This is a genomic window from Terrabacter sp. LjRoot27 (genome assembly GCF_964254175.1).
Lineage (GTDB): Bacteria > Actinomycetota > Actinomycetes > Actinomycetales > Dermatophilaceae > Terrabacter.
The window spans coordinates 3699167-3714283 of the sequence record NZ_CAXUSS020000001.1 but is presented as its reverse complement, the minus strand read 5'-3'; the positions used below and the strand labels follow the sequence as shown (position 1 = coordinate 3714283).

Genomic DNA, 15117 nt, shown 5'->3' with positions numbered 1-15117 from the left:
ACGCCCTTTCGCCCAGCCCCGCCCCGCCCAGCCCCACGCAGCCCCGCCCCGCCCCGCCCACCGAACGCAGCGTTCGGTCGCGAACTCAGTGGTCTGCCAGCGCGTTCGCCGTCGAACGCCGCGTTCGGTGGGAAGGGTGCGGGCCCCGGGCGCCGGCCTGCCCGGCACTAGGGTTGGGGCATGCGCCTGGGCGTCATCGACATCGGGTCCAACACGGTCCACCTCCTCGTCGTCGACGCACACCCCGGCGCGCAGCCGCTGCCTGCCTTCTCGCACAAGACCGAGCTGCGCCTCTCGGAGAGCCTCGAGTCCGACGGCCGGGTCAGCGACGCGACGGCCGACCGGCTCGTCGCCTTCATCCGCGAGTGCCTCGACGTCGCGGAGGACCAGGGCGTCAGCGACCTCTTCGCCTTCGCGACGTCGGCGCTGCGCGAGTCGCCGAACGGCGAGGCGATCATCGAGCGCGTGCGCACCGAGACCGGCGTCGAGCTCGAGGCGCTGAGCGGTGCGGACGAGGCGCGGATGACCTTCCTCGCCGTGCGTCGCTGGTTCGGCTGGTCGAGCGGGCGGCTGCTCGTCGTCGACATCGGCGGCGGCTCGCTCGAGCTGGCGAGCGGTCTCGACGAGGAGCCCGACGTGGCCCTCAGCCTGCCCCTCGGCGCCGGACGCCTGACCCGTGAGCGGCTGCCCGGCGACCCGCCCACGGAGGCGGCCGCTCGCGAGCTCCGCTCGCACGTCCGGTCCAGCCTGGCCGAGCAGGTGCGCCCGCTGCTGACGTCCGGCAGCCCCGACCGCGCGGTCGGCACCTCCAAGACGATGCGCTCACTGGCGCGCATCGCCGGTGCCGCGCCGCGCGCCGACGGCCCGTTCGTGCCCCGGACCCTCTCGCGCGACGACCTCCACGCGATCGTCGCCCGCGTCGGGCTCCTCGACACGGCTGCGCGCTCGCAGCTGCCGGGCGTCTCCGAAGGGCGGGCCCGCCAGCTCTACGCCGGGGCGCTCGTCGCCGAGGCCGCGCTCGACCTGCTCCAGGTCGAGCAGCTCGACATCTGCCCGTGGGCCCTGCGTGAGGGCCTCATCCTCCGTCGCCTCGACCACCTCACGTCGTGATGCGGTAGATCGACGGCGCCCGCAGGGACCGGCCCGGGCCCGCCCCGGGTGCGTGGCGCAGAATGGCCGCATGACCATCCGGGTCGGCCTGTCGACCGCCTCGCTCTACCCCGACAACGCGGCGACCGCCTTCGCGACCGCCGCGCGGCTCGGCTACGACGCGATCGAGGTCATGGTCTGGACCGACCCGGTCACCCGGGAGGCCGGGGCGCTGCGGGCGCTGTCGGAGCTGCACGAGCTGCCCATCGTCTCCGTGCACGCGCCGACCCTGCTGCTGACCCAGCGCGTCTGGGGCGCCGACCCATGGGGCAAGGTCGACCGCTCCATCGACCTCGCGCTCGAGGTCGGCGCCGGCACCGTCGTCCTGCACCCTCCCTTCCGCTGGCAGCGGGAGTATGCCGCCGGGTTCGTCGACGGGGTGGCGCGGCGCGAGCGCGAGTCGGGGATCAGGCTCGCGGTGGAGAACATGTACCCCTGGCGCACGGCCCGCCGCGAGGTCATGGCCTACCTCCCGCACTGGGACCCGGTCGGCCAGCCCTACGACAACGTGACGCTCGACCTCTCGCACACCGCGACCGCGGGCTCGGACGCGCTCCTCATGGCGCAGTCGCTCGGGTCCCGGCTCGCGCACCTGCACCTCGCCGACGGCCTCGGCTCCTTCCTCGACGAGCACCTCGTCCCGGGGCGCGGCGCCGAGCCGTGCAGCGACGTGCTCGAGCACCTCGCCGACAGCGGATGGGGCGGCGACGTCGTCGTCGAGGTCTCGACGCGCAAGGTGGGTCGCGACCAGCGCGAGGTCGACCTCGCCGAGGCGCTGGCCTTCGCCCGGCTCGCGCTCGTCCCGACCCGAGGCGCCAGCCGCATCTGACGCCCCCCGAGCCGCAACACACCGAGCAGGTCGCAACTCAGCGGCATCGGATCGCGGTGGGTCGTGACCTGCTCGGTGTGTTGCCTCGCAACGATGGGGTGGTGTGGGCGGCTCAGGCGGTCGTGGGACGCCAGCCGCGGGGGCGCACCGAGACCATGTCGACGCTCGCGTCGGGTCCGGCGTCGATGGCCAGGCGTGCGGCCCGGACGACCGAGGCGACGTCGAGGTAGGAGCCCGAGTCGTACTCCGCGCCCTCGAACTCGACGAGCTCGCGCTGCATGTCGGTGTCGACGCGACCGGGGTGCAGCGAGGTGACGCGGACGCCGTGCTCGCGCTCCTCCTGGCGCAGCACGTCGCTGAAGGCACGCAGGGCGAACTTCGAGGCGCAGTAGGCGCCTGAGGCCGGGGTCGCCGTCAGGCCCGAGCCCGAGTTGACCGTGATGACGAGGCCGTGGGCGCTGCGGAGCGCGGGCAGCAGGGCTCGCGTGATCGCTGCGACGGCGACGACGTTGACCGTCATCGAGTCGAGCCAGTCCTTGACGGGAGCGTCGGCGACGGTCCCGTTGCGCAGGACCCCGGCCGAGTGGACGAGCACGTCGACGCGGGACAGGCGGGGGACGAGGGCCTCGAGGGCGGTCTCGAGCGACCCTCCGGGCGAGCAGTCGGCGAGGTCGGCGACGAGCCCCTCGGCCGACGGGAGCGACGCGACGACGTCGGCGACCGAGTCGGCGCTGCGCCCGCCGACGACGAGGTGGTGCGTGTCGGAGAGGTTCCGCGCCAGGGCGAGCCCGATGCCCCGCGTGCCGCCGGTGACGACGGCGACCGGCCGCCCGTCCAGGTTGGATGCGGGGGTGTCGGACGTGGGCGCAGAGCTCATCCCGCCACCCTACGAGCCCCACGCCCCCACTCGAGGGGCTGGGCGGGGGCGTGACCACGGGGCCACTCGACGGGGTGGGATGCCGCGGAGGTGGGACGACGGGGCCACTCGACGGGGAGGGTGGGTGCGTGCGGGGGGGGGCGGGAGGGCGGCATACGCCGTCCTTGGGCGCGCGCGGGGTCAGGTGAGGCCCAGGGCCTGCGCCTCCTCCCAGAGGTCGTCGCGGACGCGCGGGTGGGCGCAGTTCTCGATGATGTCGTGGCACTGGTCCTTCTCGCTGCGGCCCCACAGCGGCGCGACCCCCAGCTCGGTGACGATGGCGCTCTGCTGGAAGCTCGTCACCGGCTCGTCGAGCAGCGGCACGATCGTCGACACGTCGGCGCGGGGGTGCCACGAGCGCAGCGCGATGAACGACTGGCCGCCGGGGGAGTGCAGGGCGCCGACGATGAAGTCGGTCTGCCCGCCGAAGCCGGAGTGGATCCGGGCGTTGATCCGCGAGGCGTTGGCCTGGCCGAAGAGGTCGACCTCGAGGGCCGTGTTGACCGAGGTCATCTGTCGCTGCGAGGCGATGAGCCCGGGGTCGTTCGTCTTCTCGGTGCGCATCATCCGGACCCGCGGGTTCCCGTCGAGCCAGGCGTAGAGGTCGGTCGAGCCGAAGCTGAACGACGTGACGAGCGGGTGGTCCGGGTCGAGGGCGCCGGCCTCGTCGAGGGCGAGCACCCCGTCGGAGAACATCTCCGTCCACATCCGGATCCCGCGGCGCGAGGTGAGCGCCGAGAGCGTCGCGTCGGGCACCGCGCCGATGCCGAGCTGCATCGTCGCGCCGTCCTTGACCATGGCGGCGACGCGCTCGCCGATGAGACGACTCTCGGGGTCGGGCTCCGTCGCGGCGTGCGAAGGCATGGGCGCGTCGACCTCGACGAGCAGGTCCACGTGCTCGAGAGGCACCTGCGCATCGCCGAACGTGTAGGGCATCTGCGGGTTGACGACGGCCACGACGAGGCCGCCACGAGCGCGGCACGCCTCGAGGGCGGCGGGCAGGACGTTGACCTCGAGGCCCATGCTCACCTGGCCGTTGCGCGGCGGCGCGCAGTGGAGCAGCACGGCGTCCGGCGGGAGGGCCCGGCCGTAGAGCAGCGGTACGAGCGACAGGCGCGACGGCACGTAGCGCAGGCGGGGGTGCCGCCGCATACCGGGCCCGACGAAGCACGTCTCGACGGTCACGCCCTCACGGTCGGGCAGCCCGGCGGGCGCGTTGAGCGCGTGGAGCACGTAGGTCGGCTGCGCCGCGTCGAGCGCCCGGACCGCCTCCCACGGGACCGCCATGTTGCCGCTGACGACGGCACGAGGGTTCTCCGGGAGCGTTCGAAGCCGCTGGGTGAGCTCGTCGATCGTCGCCGTCCGCACTCCCTCATCCTCGCGCAGCGCGCGCCGCGACGAGGGCGTATGCCGTCCGACGTGACCAACGTCGCTCGGCCGGGGAACCCGGCCCCCGCGGGGTCAGCTGGCCTTCTTGGCGGCCGCCTTCTTCGTCGCGGTCTTGGCGGTGGACTTCTTCGCCGTCGTCTTCTTGGCCGCGGCCTTCGTCGTCGTCGCCTTCTTCGTCGCCTTCTTCGCCGTCGACGACGCCGCCTTCTTCGCCGCGCCGTCGTCCGACGAGCCACCCGCGGCAGCACCACCGGACGAGCCGCCGGTCTTGGCGGCCTTGGCCTTGTCGACGCTGCGCTGCAGGGCCGCGAGCAGGTCGACGACCTCGGTCTCCTCACCCTTGGCCTCGGGCGTCTCGGTGATGTCGCCGCCCTCGATCTTCGTCGCGACGAGCTGCGTCACGGCCTCGGCGTAGTCGTCCTCGAACTCGTCGGGCTCGTAGTCGCCCGAGAGCGAGTCGACGAGCGAGGACGCCATGGCGAGCTCCTTGGCCGTCGCGTGCGTCTCCTCCGAGAGCGACTCGAACTCGGGAGCCCGGACCTCGTCGGCCCACAGCAGGGTCTGGAGCACGATGACGCCGTCGCGCACCCGGAGCACCGCGAGGGTCATCCGGGTGCGCACCGAAACGGTGACGAGCGCCATCCGGTCGGCCTTCTCGAGCGCGTCGCGGAGCAGCACGTAGGGCTTGAGGCCGGTCTTGTCGGGCTCGAGGTAGTAGCTCTTGTCGAAGAGCAGCGGGTCGATCTGCTCCGACGGCACGAACTTCTCGATCGAGATCTCCTTCGTCGACCTCGTCGGGAGGCTCTTGAGGTCCTCGTCGGTCAGCACGACCATCTGTCCGTCGGCGGCCTCGTAGCCCTTGGCGATGTCGGAGTAGGGCACCTCCTCGCCGTCGATCGAGCAGACGCGTTGGTACTTGATGCGGCCGCCGTCCTTCTCGTGGACCTGCCGGAACTGCACGTCGTGGTTCTCCGTCGCCGAAAAGAGTCGGACCGGCACATTGACCAGGCCGAACGACACGGCGCCTTTCCAGATGGCTCGCATGAGAACAAGAATGCACCCATGCGCCCCATGCTCGCGACGCCCACGACGACCATTCCGGTCGGCGACCGCTGGCAGCACGAGGTGAAGTGGGACGGCATGCGGGTCCTGGCCGACGTCGTGGACGGCGAGATGCGCCTCTTCTCCCGCACGGAACGCGACGTCACCGTGGCCTTTCCCGAGCTGCGCGGGCTCGCCGACGAGTACGCCGACATGCTCCTCGACGGCGAGATCGTCTCGATGCGCGACGGCGTGCCGTCGTTCGCCGCGATGGCCGAGCGCTTCCACGTCACCGACGCGCGCCGGGCCGCGATGCTCGCCGAGGCGGCCCCCGTCACGTTGATGACCTTCGACCTGCTGCGGCTCTACGGCGTCGACCTCATGCCGCGCACGTGGACCGACCGGCGCGCCACGCTCGAGCGCCTCGAGCTCTCGGCCGCGCGCTGGCAGACGCCGCCGACGTTCGCCGACGGGGTGACGCTCCACGCCGCCACGAAGGAGCAGGGCCTCGAGGGCATCGTCTCCAAGCGCGTCGACTCCGTCTACGTCCCCGGACTCCGGTCGCCCTACTGGCTCAAGTCGCCCCACCGCGGCACCGTCTCCGTCGTCATCGGCGGGTGGCGGCCGGAGGCCACGGGCACCGTCTCCAGCCGCCTCGGTGCTGTCCTCGTCGGCGTCCCCGGGCCGGGCGGCCTGCGCTATCTGGGGCGCGTCGGCTCCGGCCTCGCCGGCAAGACGGGGCAGGCCCTGATGCGAGACCTGCAGACCCTCACGTCAGCCGAGTCGCCTTTTGCCACAGAGGTTCCCGCCGAGGACGCGAACGGCGCGACGTGGGTGCACCCGGTCCTCGTCGCCGACGTGCAGTCGCTGGGACTCAGCGGTCAGGGCAGCCTGCGCCAGCCGGCATACAAGGGCCTGCGCAGCGACCTCACGCCCGGTGACGTCGACGACCACGGGGACGGTGAGTGATGGCCTACCAACCGACCAAGGTCACGGTCGAGGTCGACGGCCGCCGGATGAAGCTGTCGAGCCTCGAGAAGGTGATGTACCCGAAGGCCGGCACGACCAAGGCCCAGGTCATCGACTACTACGCGCGCATCGCGCCCGTGATCCTCCCGCACCTGCGCGACCGCGCCGTGACGCGGATTCGCTTCCCGCACGGTGTCGGTGACATGCAGTTCTTCGAGAAGAACATCCCCGCGGGCACGCCGTCGTGGATCCGGCGGGCGGGACGCGACCCCGTCTTCCCGCTCATCGACGACCTCGCCGGGCTGACCTTCTTCGCCAACCTCAACTCGCTCGAGCTGCACGTGCACCAGTGGCGCTACGAGGGGGAGGGGCGCGACGCCGTGCCGCTGAATCCCGACCGGCTCGTCATCGACCTCGACCCCGGTCCCGGCACCGGCCTGCCCGAGTGCGCCCGCGTCGCGCTCGTCGTGCGCGAACGCCTCGGCCGCATCGGGCTCGACACGATCCCGGTGACCAGTGGCAGCAAGGGACTCCAGCTGTATGCCGTCCTGCCCGGCGCGCACACGAGCGACGAGATCCGCGACACCGTCCAGCAGCTCGCGCAGGAGCTGACCAAGGCCCACCCGGACCTCATCGTGTGGAAGATGGCCAAGGAGCTGCGGCCGGGCAAGATCTTCCTCGACTGGAGCCAGAACGTCGCCGCCAAGACGACGGTCTGCCCCTACTCGCTGCGCGGGCGCGACCGTCCGACGGTCGCGGCACCGCGCTCGTGGGACGAGATCGAGTCGGGTGCCGAGGGAGGCGAGCTCGTGCAGCTGACGGCCGACGAGGTGCTCGACCGGGTGGCGCGCGACGGTGACCTGGCCGCGGAGATCACCGGCTGAGCGTTGCGGTGAGGGAGATGCGCGGTGTGGCGCTGAGGCGGGGGGTGGGGCGGTGTCGCCGCACGAGGACGCGACGGCATGCGTCCCCATGGCGCGCGAGAGGGCCCGGCACGTGGAGTGCCGGGCCCTCTGGCTGCGCCGCTGACCGCGGTCAGTGCGCCTTGTCGTAGGCCGCCTGGACGTCGGCCGAGATGCGGCCCCGGTCCGAGACGGTGTGGCCGTTGGCGCGGGCCCACTCGCGGACCGCGCCGAGGTCGCCCCGCTTGGCCGAGCCGGCACCCGCGCGACGACGCGAGGCGGCCTTGGCCGAACCCGCCCGACGTGCGTGACCGGTCCACGTCGCGAGGTCGTCGCGAAGCTTGCGGGCGTTCTTGTCGGACAGGTCGATCTCATAGGTGACGCCATCGAGGGCGAAGGTCACCGTCTCGGCAGCCTTTCCACCGTCGATGTCATCGATCAACACCACTTCGACACGCTGAGCCATGTTTCTCCATCTGAAGTTTGTTCGTTATTCGGAGGGGATTCCGCGAATACGCGACTCGCGGGCAGGATCAATTTAGCGCGAAGAACCCGCACATGCATTTCCATCCAAAACAATGGCTCCGCTCGAGTCCTGAAAGAGATGTGCCCTCGCGTGCTGGAATGACGGAAAGGCCGTGTTTTTGCCGTGGCGAGCCCTTTGTCGACGCTCGGCCCGCAGACGCTCAGCGCTCTTTCGTCGGAGCGGCGTCGGCGCTCGGCGCCGCCGCCGTCGACGGGTCCGTCGCGGCAGCCTCGCGACGGTCGTGCTCGGCCTCCCACCGCGCCTGGGCGAGGCGCTCGCGACGGTCTCCCTCGAGGATGCTCTTGATGACGAAGTAGAAGAGCGCGCCCACGCCGATCGTCGGGACGATGGCGAGCACATAGGGCATGACCGATTCCATGCCGACATTTTCTCACGGAGCCACGGCCACCCCTCACGAGTGCTGTCGCACCCCCGCCGTACGGTCGTGCCATGGCTACGAGGACGACGACCCGACGCACGCCCGGCTTCCGCTGCGGTGAGTGCGGGTGGACCACCGCCAAGTGGGTCGGACGCTGCGGCGAGTGCCAGGCGTGGGGCACGGTGGCCGAGACGGGCGCGCCCACGGCCGCCCGCACCACCGCGGCCTCCGTCGTCACCCCCGCGCTGCGCATCGCCGACGTCGACGTGACTCGTGCGGCCGCCCGACCGACCGGCGTGGCGGAGTTCGACCGCGTCCTCGGCGGCGGTCTCGTGCCCGGTGGCGTCGTCCTCGTCGCCGGTGAGCCCGGCGTCGGCAAGTCGACCCTGCTGCTCGACGTCGCCGCCCGCGCGGCCAGGTCGGGGTCCGAGGTCCTCTACATCAGCGGCGAGGAGTCGGCCGCGCAGGTGCGCACCCGCGCCGAGCGCATCTCGGCGATGGCCGACACGCTCTACCTCGCCGCCGAGACCGACCTCGCGACCGTGCTCGGCCACGTCGAGGCGCGCTCGCCCGGTCTGCTCGTCGTCGACTCGGTCCAGACCATCGCGAGTGCCGACGTCGAGGGCCAGGCCGGCAACGTCTCGCAGGTCCGCGAGGTGGCCGGCGCCCTCATCGCGGCGGCCAAGGCGCGCGGCATCGCCGTGCTCCTCGTCGGCCACGTGACCAAGGACGGCTCGATCGCCGGGCCCCGCGTCCTCGAGCACCTCGTCGACGTCGTCATCCAGTTCGAGGGCGACCGGCACTCGCGGCTGCGTCTCGTGCGCGCCGTCAAGAACCGCTTCGGCCCCACCGACGAGGTCGGCTGCTTCGACCTGTCCGACGTCGGCATCACCGGGCTGGCCGACCCGAGCGGGCTCTTCCTGTCGACGCGCGACCACGCGGTGCCGGGCACCTGCGTCACCGTGACGCTCGAGGGCCGCCGGCCGCTCGTCGCCGAGGTGCAGGCGCTCGTCGCACCGTCCACGCTGCCGTCGCCGCGACGCACGTCGAGCGGTCTCGACGCCTCGCGGCTCGCGATGATCATCGCCGTCCTCGACAAGCGGGCCGGGGCGCCGGTCGGGTCACGCGACATCTTCGCGGCCACCGTCGGAGGGGTGCGCATCACCGAGCCCGCCGCCGACCTCGCCATCGTCTGCGCCGTCGCGTCGTCCGTCATCGACAAGCCGCTCGCCAGCGACGTCGTCGCCTTCGGGGAGGTCGGGCTGGCCGGCGAGGTGCGACGCGTCACCGGTCTCGACCGCCGTCTCGCCGAGGCGGCCCGGCTCGGTTTCCGCCATGCCCTCGTGCCTGCGGGCAGCCTCTCCGACTCCTCCGTGCCCGCCGGGATCCGCGCCGTCGAGGTCGCCGACGTCCCGCGGGCCATCGAGGCGATGGGACGCCTCGCCGGTGGACGGTCAACGAGCGCCCCGGCCGTCGGCACCGTCTAGACTGCGATCGACCGGGGTGGACGCGCTCGGCGCCCCCATTGCGAACAGGGAAGTGATGGACCGGAACGACGAGCTGCTGCTGCGTGCGGCCCTCGCCGCCGTGGCACCCGGAACGGAGCTGCGCGACAGCCTCGAACGCATCCTCCGTGGACGCACCGGAGCCCTCATCGTGCTCGGCTTCGACCGCGTCGTCGACTCGATCTGCACCGGCGGCTTCGTGCTCGACATGGAGTTCTCGGCGACGCGCGTGCGCGAGCTCTGCAAGATGGACGGCGCCGTCGTGCTCGACCGTGAGGGCACCCGCATCCTGCGCGCCGCGACCCAGCTCGTGCCCGACTCCCGCATCGAGACCACCGAGTCCGGCACCCGCCACCGCACGGCCGAGCGGGTCGCCAAGCAGACCGGCTTCCCGGTCATCTCCGTCAGCCAGTCGATGGGCGTCGTCGCGCTCTACGTCGGCGACCTCCGGCACGTCATCGAGGGCTCGCCCACGACCCTCTCGCGCGCCGACCAGGCCCTGCAGACCCTCGAGCGCTACAAGGCCCGCCTCGACGAGGTCACCGGCACCCTGTCCGCGCTCGAGATCGAGGACCTCGTCACCATCCGCGACGTCACGGCGGTGCTCCAGCGCCTCGAGATGGTGCGGCGCATCTCGGCCGAGATCCAGGACTACGTCGTCGAGCTCGGCACCGACGGCCGCCTCCTGAGCCTGCAGCTCGAGGAGCTCGTCGGCGGCCTCGGCAACGACCGCGAGCTCGTCATCCGGGACTACCTGCCGGCGACGAAGTCGGGGCTCACCCTCGGTGACGCGCTCGCCAACCTCCAGGCCCTCAACTCCGTCGAGCTGCTCGACCTCGCCGCGGGTGCCCGCGCCGTCGGCTTCTCGGTCGTCGGCGACAGCCTCGATGCCCCCGTGTCTCCGCAGGGCTACCGCCTCCTGACCAAGGTGCCGCGACTGCCCACCGCGATCGTCGACCGCCTCGTGTCGCACTTCGAGTCGCTCCAGCGCCTGCTCGCCGCCGGCATCGAGGACCTCATGCTCGTCGAGGGCGTCGGCGAGGGTCGCGCCCGCGCCGTGCGCGAGGGACTGTCGCGGCTCGCCGAGTCGAGCATCCTCGAGCGCTACGTCTGACCGGCTCCGCCGCCGTCTCCTGCCGTATGCCGTCCCGCGAGGTCCCGCTGTCGCTGCTCCACGAGCGCGTCAACGCCTGGTACGCCGAGGCCGGGCGCAAGGAGCTGCCGTGGCGGGCACCCGACGCCAGCCCCTGGGGTGTCTTCCTCTCCGAGGTGATGTCGCAGCAGACCCCGCTGGCCCGGGTCGAGCCGATCTGGCGCGAGTGGATGGAGCGGTGGCCGACCCCGGCCGACCTCGCGGCCGCTGCACCGGGAGAGGCGGTGCGCGCCTGGGGACGGCTCGGCTACCCCCGGCGGGCCCTCCGGCTGCACGAGGCGGCACGCGTCATGGTCGAGCGTCACGGCGGCGAGGTGCCGGACACCCCCGAGGGGCTGCTGGCGCTGCCGGGGGTCGGCGCCTACACGGCTGCGGCGGTGTCGTGCTTCGCCTTCGGCATCCCCGAGGTCGTCGTCGACACCAACGTCCGGCGCGTGCTGGCCCGCACCGTCGAGGGCAAGGCCTTCCCGAACCTCACGCTCAACCGGGCCGAGGCTCGGCTCGCCGCCGACTCGATGCCGACCGACGAGGCGACGGCGAACACGTGGAACGTCGCCGTCATGGAGCTCGGAGCCCTCGTCTGCGTCGCCCGGGGTCCGCGCTGCGACGAGTGCCCCGTCGCCGACCTGTGCGCCTGGAACCTGGCCGGTCGGCCGGCCTACGACGGACCGCCGCGGCGGGGCCAGTCCTGGCACGGCACCGACCGTCAGGTCCGCGGTGAGCTCCTGCGCCGGCTGCGCGAGGCCCACGCGGCACTGCCGCTCACCCGCCTCGAGGACTCCGCCGACGACCGGGACCAGGTGATGCGCTGCCTCGACTCGCTCGTCGCCGACGGACTCGTGGAGCCCTTGTCGCGCAAGCGGTTCCGCCTCCCCGCCTGACCACCGTCCGCGCCTGACCACCGTCCCCGTCGAGTGAGCGCGCAACCCCACTCGCGTGAGCGCGCAACCCCACTCGAGTGGTCCCTCCGTCCCACGGGCCCCACCCGTCGATGCCTTCCCATCGTCGAGTGGCCCCGTGTCCCCAGCACGGGTGTGACGTGTGGGACCGAGCGGCCACTCGAACGGCACGGGGCGTTCCCTGGACTGGGGTGGGGGGCTCGCTCGTGTGGGGCGGGGCGCGCTTGGGTCAGACGTTGCCGAGGACGGAGCGCACGTCGATGGCGATCACCACGCGCTCGGGGTTGGGGCGAGGCTCGCGGTAGCGGGCGGCATACCTCTGCTCGGCGTCGGCGACCGAGGCCGGGTCGTCGAGGACGCGGGCGGTGCCCTGGAGCGAGAGCCAGTGGCGCCCGTCGACCTGGCACAGCACGGCCGCGCACCCGGCGAGCGCGTTGCGGGCCTTGCGGCTGCCGCGGCTGGTGATGACGCGCGCGACCGACGTCGCCGGGTCCCACGTGAAGCCGACCGGCACGACGTGGGGCGAGCCGTCGGGTCGGAGCGTCGTCAACGTCGCGAGGTGACGCACCGACATGAACTCGAGGGCCTCGGGCGAGAGGTCGCGGGGAAGGGTGGCCACCTGCGACAGACTACGAGAGCCCGGCATGTCGCCACGCATCCCGTTGATCATGGGCCGGCTCGTCGGTAGCGTGGCCCCTTGTGCCTGCCCTCGTCCGTGCGTCGTGAAGACCTTCTGGCTGCTCGTCCGAGCCGGCTTCAGGAGGCACTCGACGTACCGGTTGGCCCTTCTCGCCGGGATGACGACGAACTCCGTCTTCGGCTTCATCCGCGCCTCGATCCTGCTCGCGGCGCTGGCGTCGGCCGGCACGGCCATCGGCGGCTACGACGCCCCGACGACCATCGCGTTCGTCTGGTGGGGCCAGGCGCTGCTCGGCACGGTCAACCTCTGGGGCTTCGCCGAGGTCAAGGACCGAGTGCGCACTGGTGACATCGCGGTCGACTTCCTGAGGCCGGTCGACCCGCAGCTTGCCTATCTCGCAGGCGATCTCGGGCGCGCAGGCATCAACCTCGTCGGCCGCGGGGTCCCCGCGCTGCTGCTCGGTGCCCTCCTCTTCGACATGGCGTGGCCGCCCTCGCCCGTCAGCTGGGCTGCGGGGGCCGTGTCGGTCGTCCTCGCCGTGGTCGTCGCCTTCTCCGGGAACTTCGTCATCAACCTGCTCGCGTTCTGGCTCGTCGAGATCCGGGGCATCACGCTGCTGTGGATGATCACCGGCGGCCTGCTCTGCGGTCTCTACCTGCCCGTGCCGTGGTTCCCGGACTGGCTGCGGACCATCGCCAACTGGTCGCCCTTCCCGTCGATGCTGCAGAACCCCATCGACATCCTCGCCGGACGCGTCGTCGGTGCCGACATCGCGTCGGCCGTCGGGGTGCAGGTCTTCTGGGCCGCTGTGCTGCTCGTCCTCGGCCAGGTCGTGCTGCGCGCCGGCCGCCGTCGTCTGGAGGTGCAGGGTGGCTGACGTGACCCTCGCCCAGCGGCTGCGCCCCTACCGGGTGCTGCTCGCGTCCCGAGCCCGGGCCCAGATGCAGTACCGCGCATCCTTCGTCACCGACATCCTCGGCACGGTCGGCGTCGGTCTCGCGGAGTTCGCCGAGGTGTGGGTGATCTTCCACAACGTCGACGTGCTCGGCGGTCTCGACTTCACGGCTGCGCTGCTCGTCTTCGCCCTGTCCAACCTCGCGTTCTCGCTCGCCGACATGTTCGTCGGTCACCTCGACCAGCTGCCGCGCTACATCCGGGCCGGCCAGGTCGACGCGTTCTACGTGCGTCCGCTGCCGCTGCTCGCCCAGCTCATGACGAGCGACCTGTCCCTGCGGAGGGTCGGTCGGCTGTCCGTGGCACTGGTCGCCCTCGGCGTCGCCCTGACGACCGCCGACATCGCCTGGTCACCGGCGACCGTGGCGCTCATCGTGCTGACCGTGGTGAGCGGCACCGCGATCTTCTCGGCCCTGTTCACGGCCGCGGGCGGCCTCCAGTTCTTCCTCGTCGACGGTGCGGAGTTCACCAACGCCTTCACCTATGGCGGGTCCTACAGCGCCCAGCAGAGCCAGCAGGTCTTCCCCGACCCGCTCCGGATCTTCTGGACGTTCGTCGTGCCGACGGCCTTCGTCGCCTACATCCCGGCCGTCGCGATCCTCGACCTGAAGGACCCCCTCGCACCCACCTGGCTCGCGTGGCTCACCCCCGTGGCCGGGCTGCTGGCCTGGGGCATCGCCGCGACGTGCTGGCGACTCGGCACCCGTCACTACCAAGGAGCAGGCGGATGAGCATCATCGAGACGCGCGACCTCGTGCGCGACTTCAAGAAGACGCGTGCCGTCGACCGGATGACCTTCTCGGTCGAGCCCGGCGAGGCGGTCGGCTACATCGGGGCCAACGGCGCCGGCAAGTCGACGACGATCAAGATGCTGACCGGCATCCTCAAGCCGACCTCCGGTCACGTGCGCACGTGCGGGCTCGACCCGATGCGCCAGCGGGTCGAGGTCGCACGCCGCGTCGGGGTCGTCTTCGGCCAGCGCTCGCAGCTGTGGTGGGACCTGCCGCTCCGCGACTCCTTCGCGATCCTCGGGGCGATCCACCGGATGGACGAGGCGGCGACGAGGGCGCGCACCGAGCTGCTCGTCGAGCAGCTCGAGATGGGTCCGCAGCTCGGCACGGCGGTGCGGTCGCTGTCGCTCGGCCAGCGGATGCGCGCTGAGATCGCCGCGGCGCTGCTGCACTCGCCGGAGCTGCTCGTGCTCGACGAGCCGACGATCGGCCTCGACGTCCTCTCGAAGCAGCGACTGCGCGAGTTCCTCGTCGCCGAGCGTCGCGAGCAGGGCACGACGCTGCTCCTCACGACGCACGACATGGGCGACATCGAGCGGCTCTGCGACCGGGTCCTCGTCGTCGACCACGGCCGGCTCGCCTTCGACGGCACGCTCACCGGTCTCGCCGGCACGGTCGGCGCGCAGCGCATCCTCGTCATCGACCTCGCGCAGCCGACGCCCGACCTCAGCGGCGTCCCGGGAGCGACCCTCGTCGAGAGCGAGTCCGACGGCCTGCGCCAGCGGCTCTCCTTCGACGCCGAGGCGACGACGGTCGCGGCCGTGCTCGCCCACGTCTCGTCGCGCCACGAGGTGCGCGACCTGACGATCGAGGAGCCCGACATCGAGGACGTCGTGCGGCGCATCTACGCCGCCTCCGGCCGAGCCTGACGCGCCCACTCCCTCCGCCGTCGAGTGGCCCCATGACCTCACGCGCCCCAGGGCGTATGCCGTCCCACCCGTCGAGTGGCCTCGTGACCTCACGAGTCACCCGGCCGTATGCGGTCCCGGCTCGTCGAGTGGCCCCGTGACCTCAGGTGCCACGTCCTTCGTGTGACGGGTGGGGCGGGGTGGCCACTCGAGTGAGGTCGAGGCGT

16 protein-coding genes are annotated in these 15117 nt (G+C 72.2%); 10 read left to right on the top strand and 6 right to left on the bottom strand.

The genetic code is table 11. From position 1 onward, the window contains the following. Positions 1 to 180: 180 nt before the first annotated feature. Together ACSQ2D_RS17125 and ACSQ2D_RS17120 are read left to right on the top strand one after the other, a co-directional pair. Positions 181 to 1110, top strand: coding sequence for a Ppx/GppA phosphatase family protein (locus ACSQ2D_RS17125; protein WP_435987126.1), 930 nt, complete (start codon positions 181 to 183; stop codon positions 1108 to 1110). Between the two features lie 70 nt (positions 1111 to 1180). Next, positions 1181 to 1978, top strand: a complete 798-nt coding sequence (locus ACSQ2D_RS17120) for a sugar phosphate isomerase/epimerase family protein (RefSeq protein ID WP_435987125.1) — start codon at positions 1181 to 1183, stop codon at positions 1976 to 1978. Between the two features lie 112 nt (positions 1979 to 2090). On the opposite strand, the gene ACSQ2D_RS17115 is transcribed toward ACSQ2D_RS17120, so the two are convergent. From ACSQ2D_RS17115 to ACSQ2D_RS17105, 3 genes are all read right to left on the bottom strand, one after another. Continuing rightward, a complete protein-coding gene (locus ACSQ2D_RS17115; RefSeq protein WP_435987124.1) occupies positions 2091 to 2855 on the bottom strand; it encodes an SDR family oxidoreductase in 765 nt (254 codons plus the stop codon). A gap of 180 nt (positions 2856 to 3035) precedes the next feature. Beyond that, positions 3036 to 4262 carry an acetyl-CoA hydrolase/transferase family protein gene (locus ACSQ2D_RS17110; RefSeq protein ID WP_435987123.1) on the bottom strand — a complete coding sequence of 409 codons (1227 nt, stop codon included), beginning with the start codon at positions 4260 to 4262 and terminating at the stop codon, positions 3036 to 3038. A 93-nt stretch (positions 4263 to 4355) separates the two neighbouring features. After that, entirely contained in the window at positions 4356 to 5327 is a 972-nt protein-coding gene (locus tag ACSQ2D_RS17105; RefSeq protein ID WP_435987122.1) for a Ku protein, read from the bottom strand. A gap of 18 nt (positions 5328 to 5345) precedes the next feature. Between ACSQ2D_RS17105 and ligD (ACSQ2D_RS17100) the strand changes: the two genes are divergently transcribed. Together ligD (ACSQ2D_RS17100) and ligD (ACSQ2D_RS17095) are read left to right on the top strand one after the other, a co-directional pair. Next, positions 5346 to 6293, top strand: coding sequence for a non-homologous end-joining DNA ligase (gene ligD, locus ACSQ2D_RS17100; RefSeq protein ID WP_435987121.1), 948 nt, complete (start codon positions 5346 to 5348; stop codon positions 6291 to 6293). Beyond that, positions 6293 to 7177 carry a non-homologous end-joining DNA ligase gene (gene ligD, locus ACSQ2D_RS17095; RefSeq protein ID WP_435987120.1) on the top strand — a complete coding sequence of 295 codons (885 nt, stop codon included), beginning with the start codon at positions 6293 to 6295 and terminating at the stop codon, positions 7175 to 7177. Before ligD (ACSQ2D_RS17100) ends, ligD (ACSQ2D_RS17095) begins: the two co-directional genes overlap by 1 nt. A 151-nt stretch (positions 7178 to 7328) precedes the next feature. On the opposite strand, the gene ACSQ2D_RS17090 is transcribed toward ligD (ACSQ2D_RS17095), so the two are convergent. Together ACSQ2D_RS17090 and ACSQ2D_RS17085 are read right to left on the bottom strand one after the other, a co-directional pair. Continuing rightward, positions 7329 to 7661 (bottom strand): histone-like nucleoid-structuring protein Lsr2, encoded by a 333-nt coding sequence (locus ACSQ2D_RS17090; protein ID WP_435987119.1) that lies wholly within the window; start codon positions 7659 to 7661, stop codon positions 7329 to 7331. 220 nt (positions 7662 to 7881) lie between these two features. Continuing rightward, positions 7882 to 8088: a hypothetical protein gene (locus tag ACSQ2D_RS17085; RefSeq protein ID WP_435987118.1), complete on the bottom strand. Its 207-nt coding sequence runs from the start codon at positions 8086 to 8088 to the stop codon at positions 7882 to 7884. 83 nt (positions 8089 to 8171) lie between these two features. On the opposite strand from ACSQ2D_RS17085, the gene radA reads away from it, so the two are divergent. Genes radA through ACSQ2D_RS17070 form a run of 3 tightly spaced genes read left to right on the top strand, consistent with a single transcriptional unit; the run spans position 8172 to position 11639 of the window. Then, the gene (radA, locus tag ACSQ2D_RS17080) at positions 8172 to 9587 is read left to right on the top strand and encodes a DNA repair protein RadA (protein WP_435987117.1); all 1416 of its coding nucleotides are present in this window, start codon (positions 8172 to 8174) and stop codon (positions 9585 to 9587) included. 55 nt (positions 9588 to 9642) lie between these two features. Next, entirely contained in the window at positions 9643 to 10719 is a 1077-nt protein-coding gene (gene disA / locus ACSQ2D_RS17075; RefSeq protein ID WP_256793399.1) for a DNA integrity scanning diadenylate cyclase DisA, read from the top strand. A 26-nt stretch (positions 10720 to 10745) separates the two neighbouring features. Next, positions 10746 to 11639, top strand: a complete 894-nt coding sequence (locus tag ACSQ2D_RS17070) for an A/G-specific adenine glycosylase (RefSeq protein ID WP_435987116.1) — start codon at positions 10746 to 10748, stop codon at positions 11637 to 11639. Between the two features lie 247 nt (positions 11640 to 11886). Here the strand turns inward: ACSQ2D_RS17070 and ACSQ2D_RS17065 are convergent, their stop codons facing one another. Continuing rightward, the gene (locus ACSQ2D_RS17065; RefSeq protein ID WP_435987115.1) at positions 11887 to 12483 is read right to left on the bottom strand and encodes a PPOX class F420-dependent oxidoreductase; all 597 of its coding nucleotides are present in this window, start codon (positions 12481 to 12483) and stop codon (positions 11887 to 11889) included. On the opposite strand from ACSQ2D_RS17065, the gene ACSQ2D_RS17060 reads away from it, so the two are divergent. Genes ACSQ2D_RS17060 through ACSQ2D_RS17050 form a run of 3 tightly spaced genes read left to right on the top strand, consistent with a single transcriptional unit; the run spans position 12455 to position 14911 of the window. Further along, positions 12455 to 13174, top strand: coding sequence for an ABC transporter permease (locus tag ACSQ2D_RS17060; RefSeq protein WP_435987114.1), 720 nt, complete (start codon positions 12455 to 12457; stop codon positions 13172 to 13174). The two genes, ACSQ2D_RS17065 and ACSQ2D_RS17060, sit on opposite strands and share 29 nt — an antisense overlap. Next, a complete protein-coding gene (locus ACSQ2D_RS17055; RefSeq protein ID WP_435987113.1) occupies positions 13167 to 13982 on the top strand; it encodes an ABC transporter permease in 816 nt (271 codons plus the stop codon). The genes ACSQ2D_RS17060 and ACSQ2D_RS17055 overlap by 8 nt, the downstream gene beginning before the upstream one ends. Next, positions 13979 to 14911 carry an ABC transporter ATP-binding protein gene (locus ACSQ2D_RS17050; RefSeq protein ID WP_435987112.1) on the top strand — a complete coding sequence of 311 codons (933 nt, stop codon included), beginning with the start codon at positions 13979 to 13981 and terminating at the stop codon, positions 14909 to 14911. Before ACSQ2D_RS17055 ends, ACSQ2D_RS17050 begins: the two co-directional genes overlap by 4 nt. Positions 14912 to 15117 lie beyond the last annotated feature (206 nt).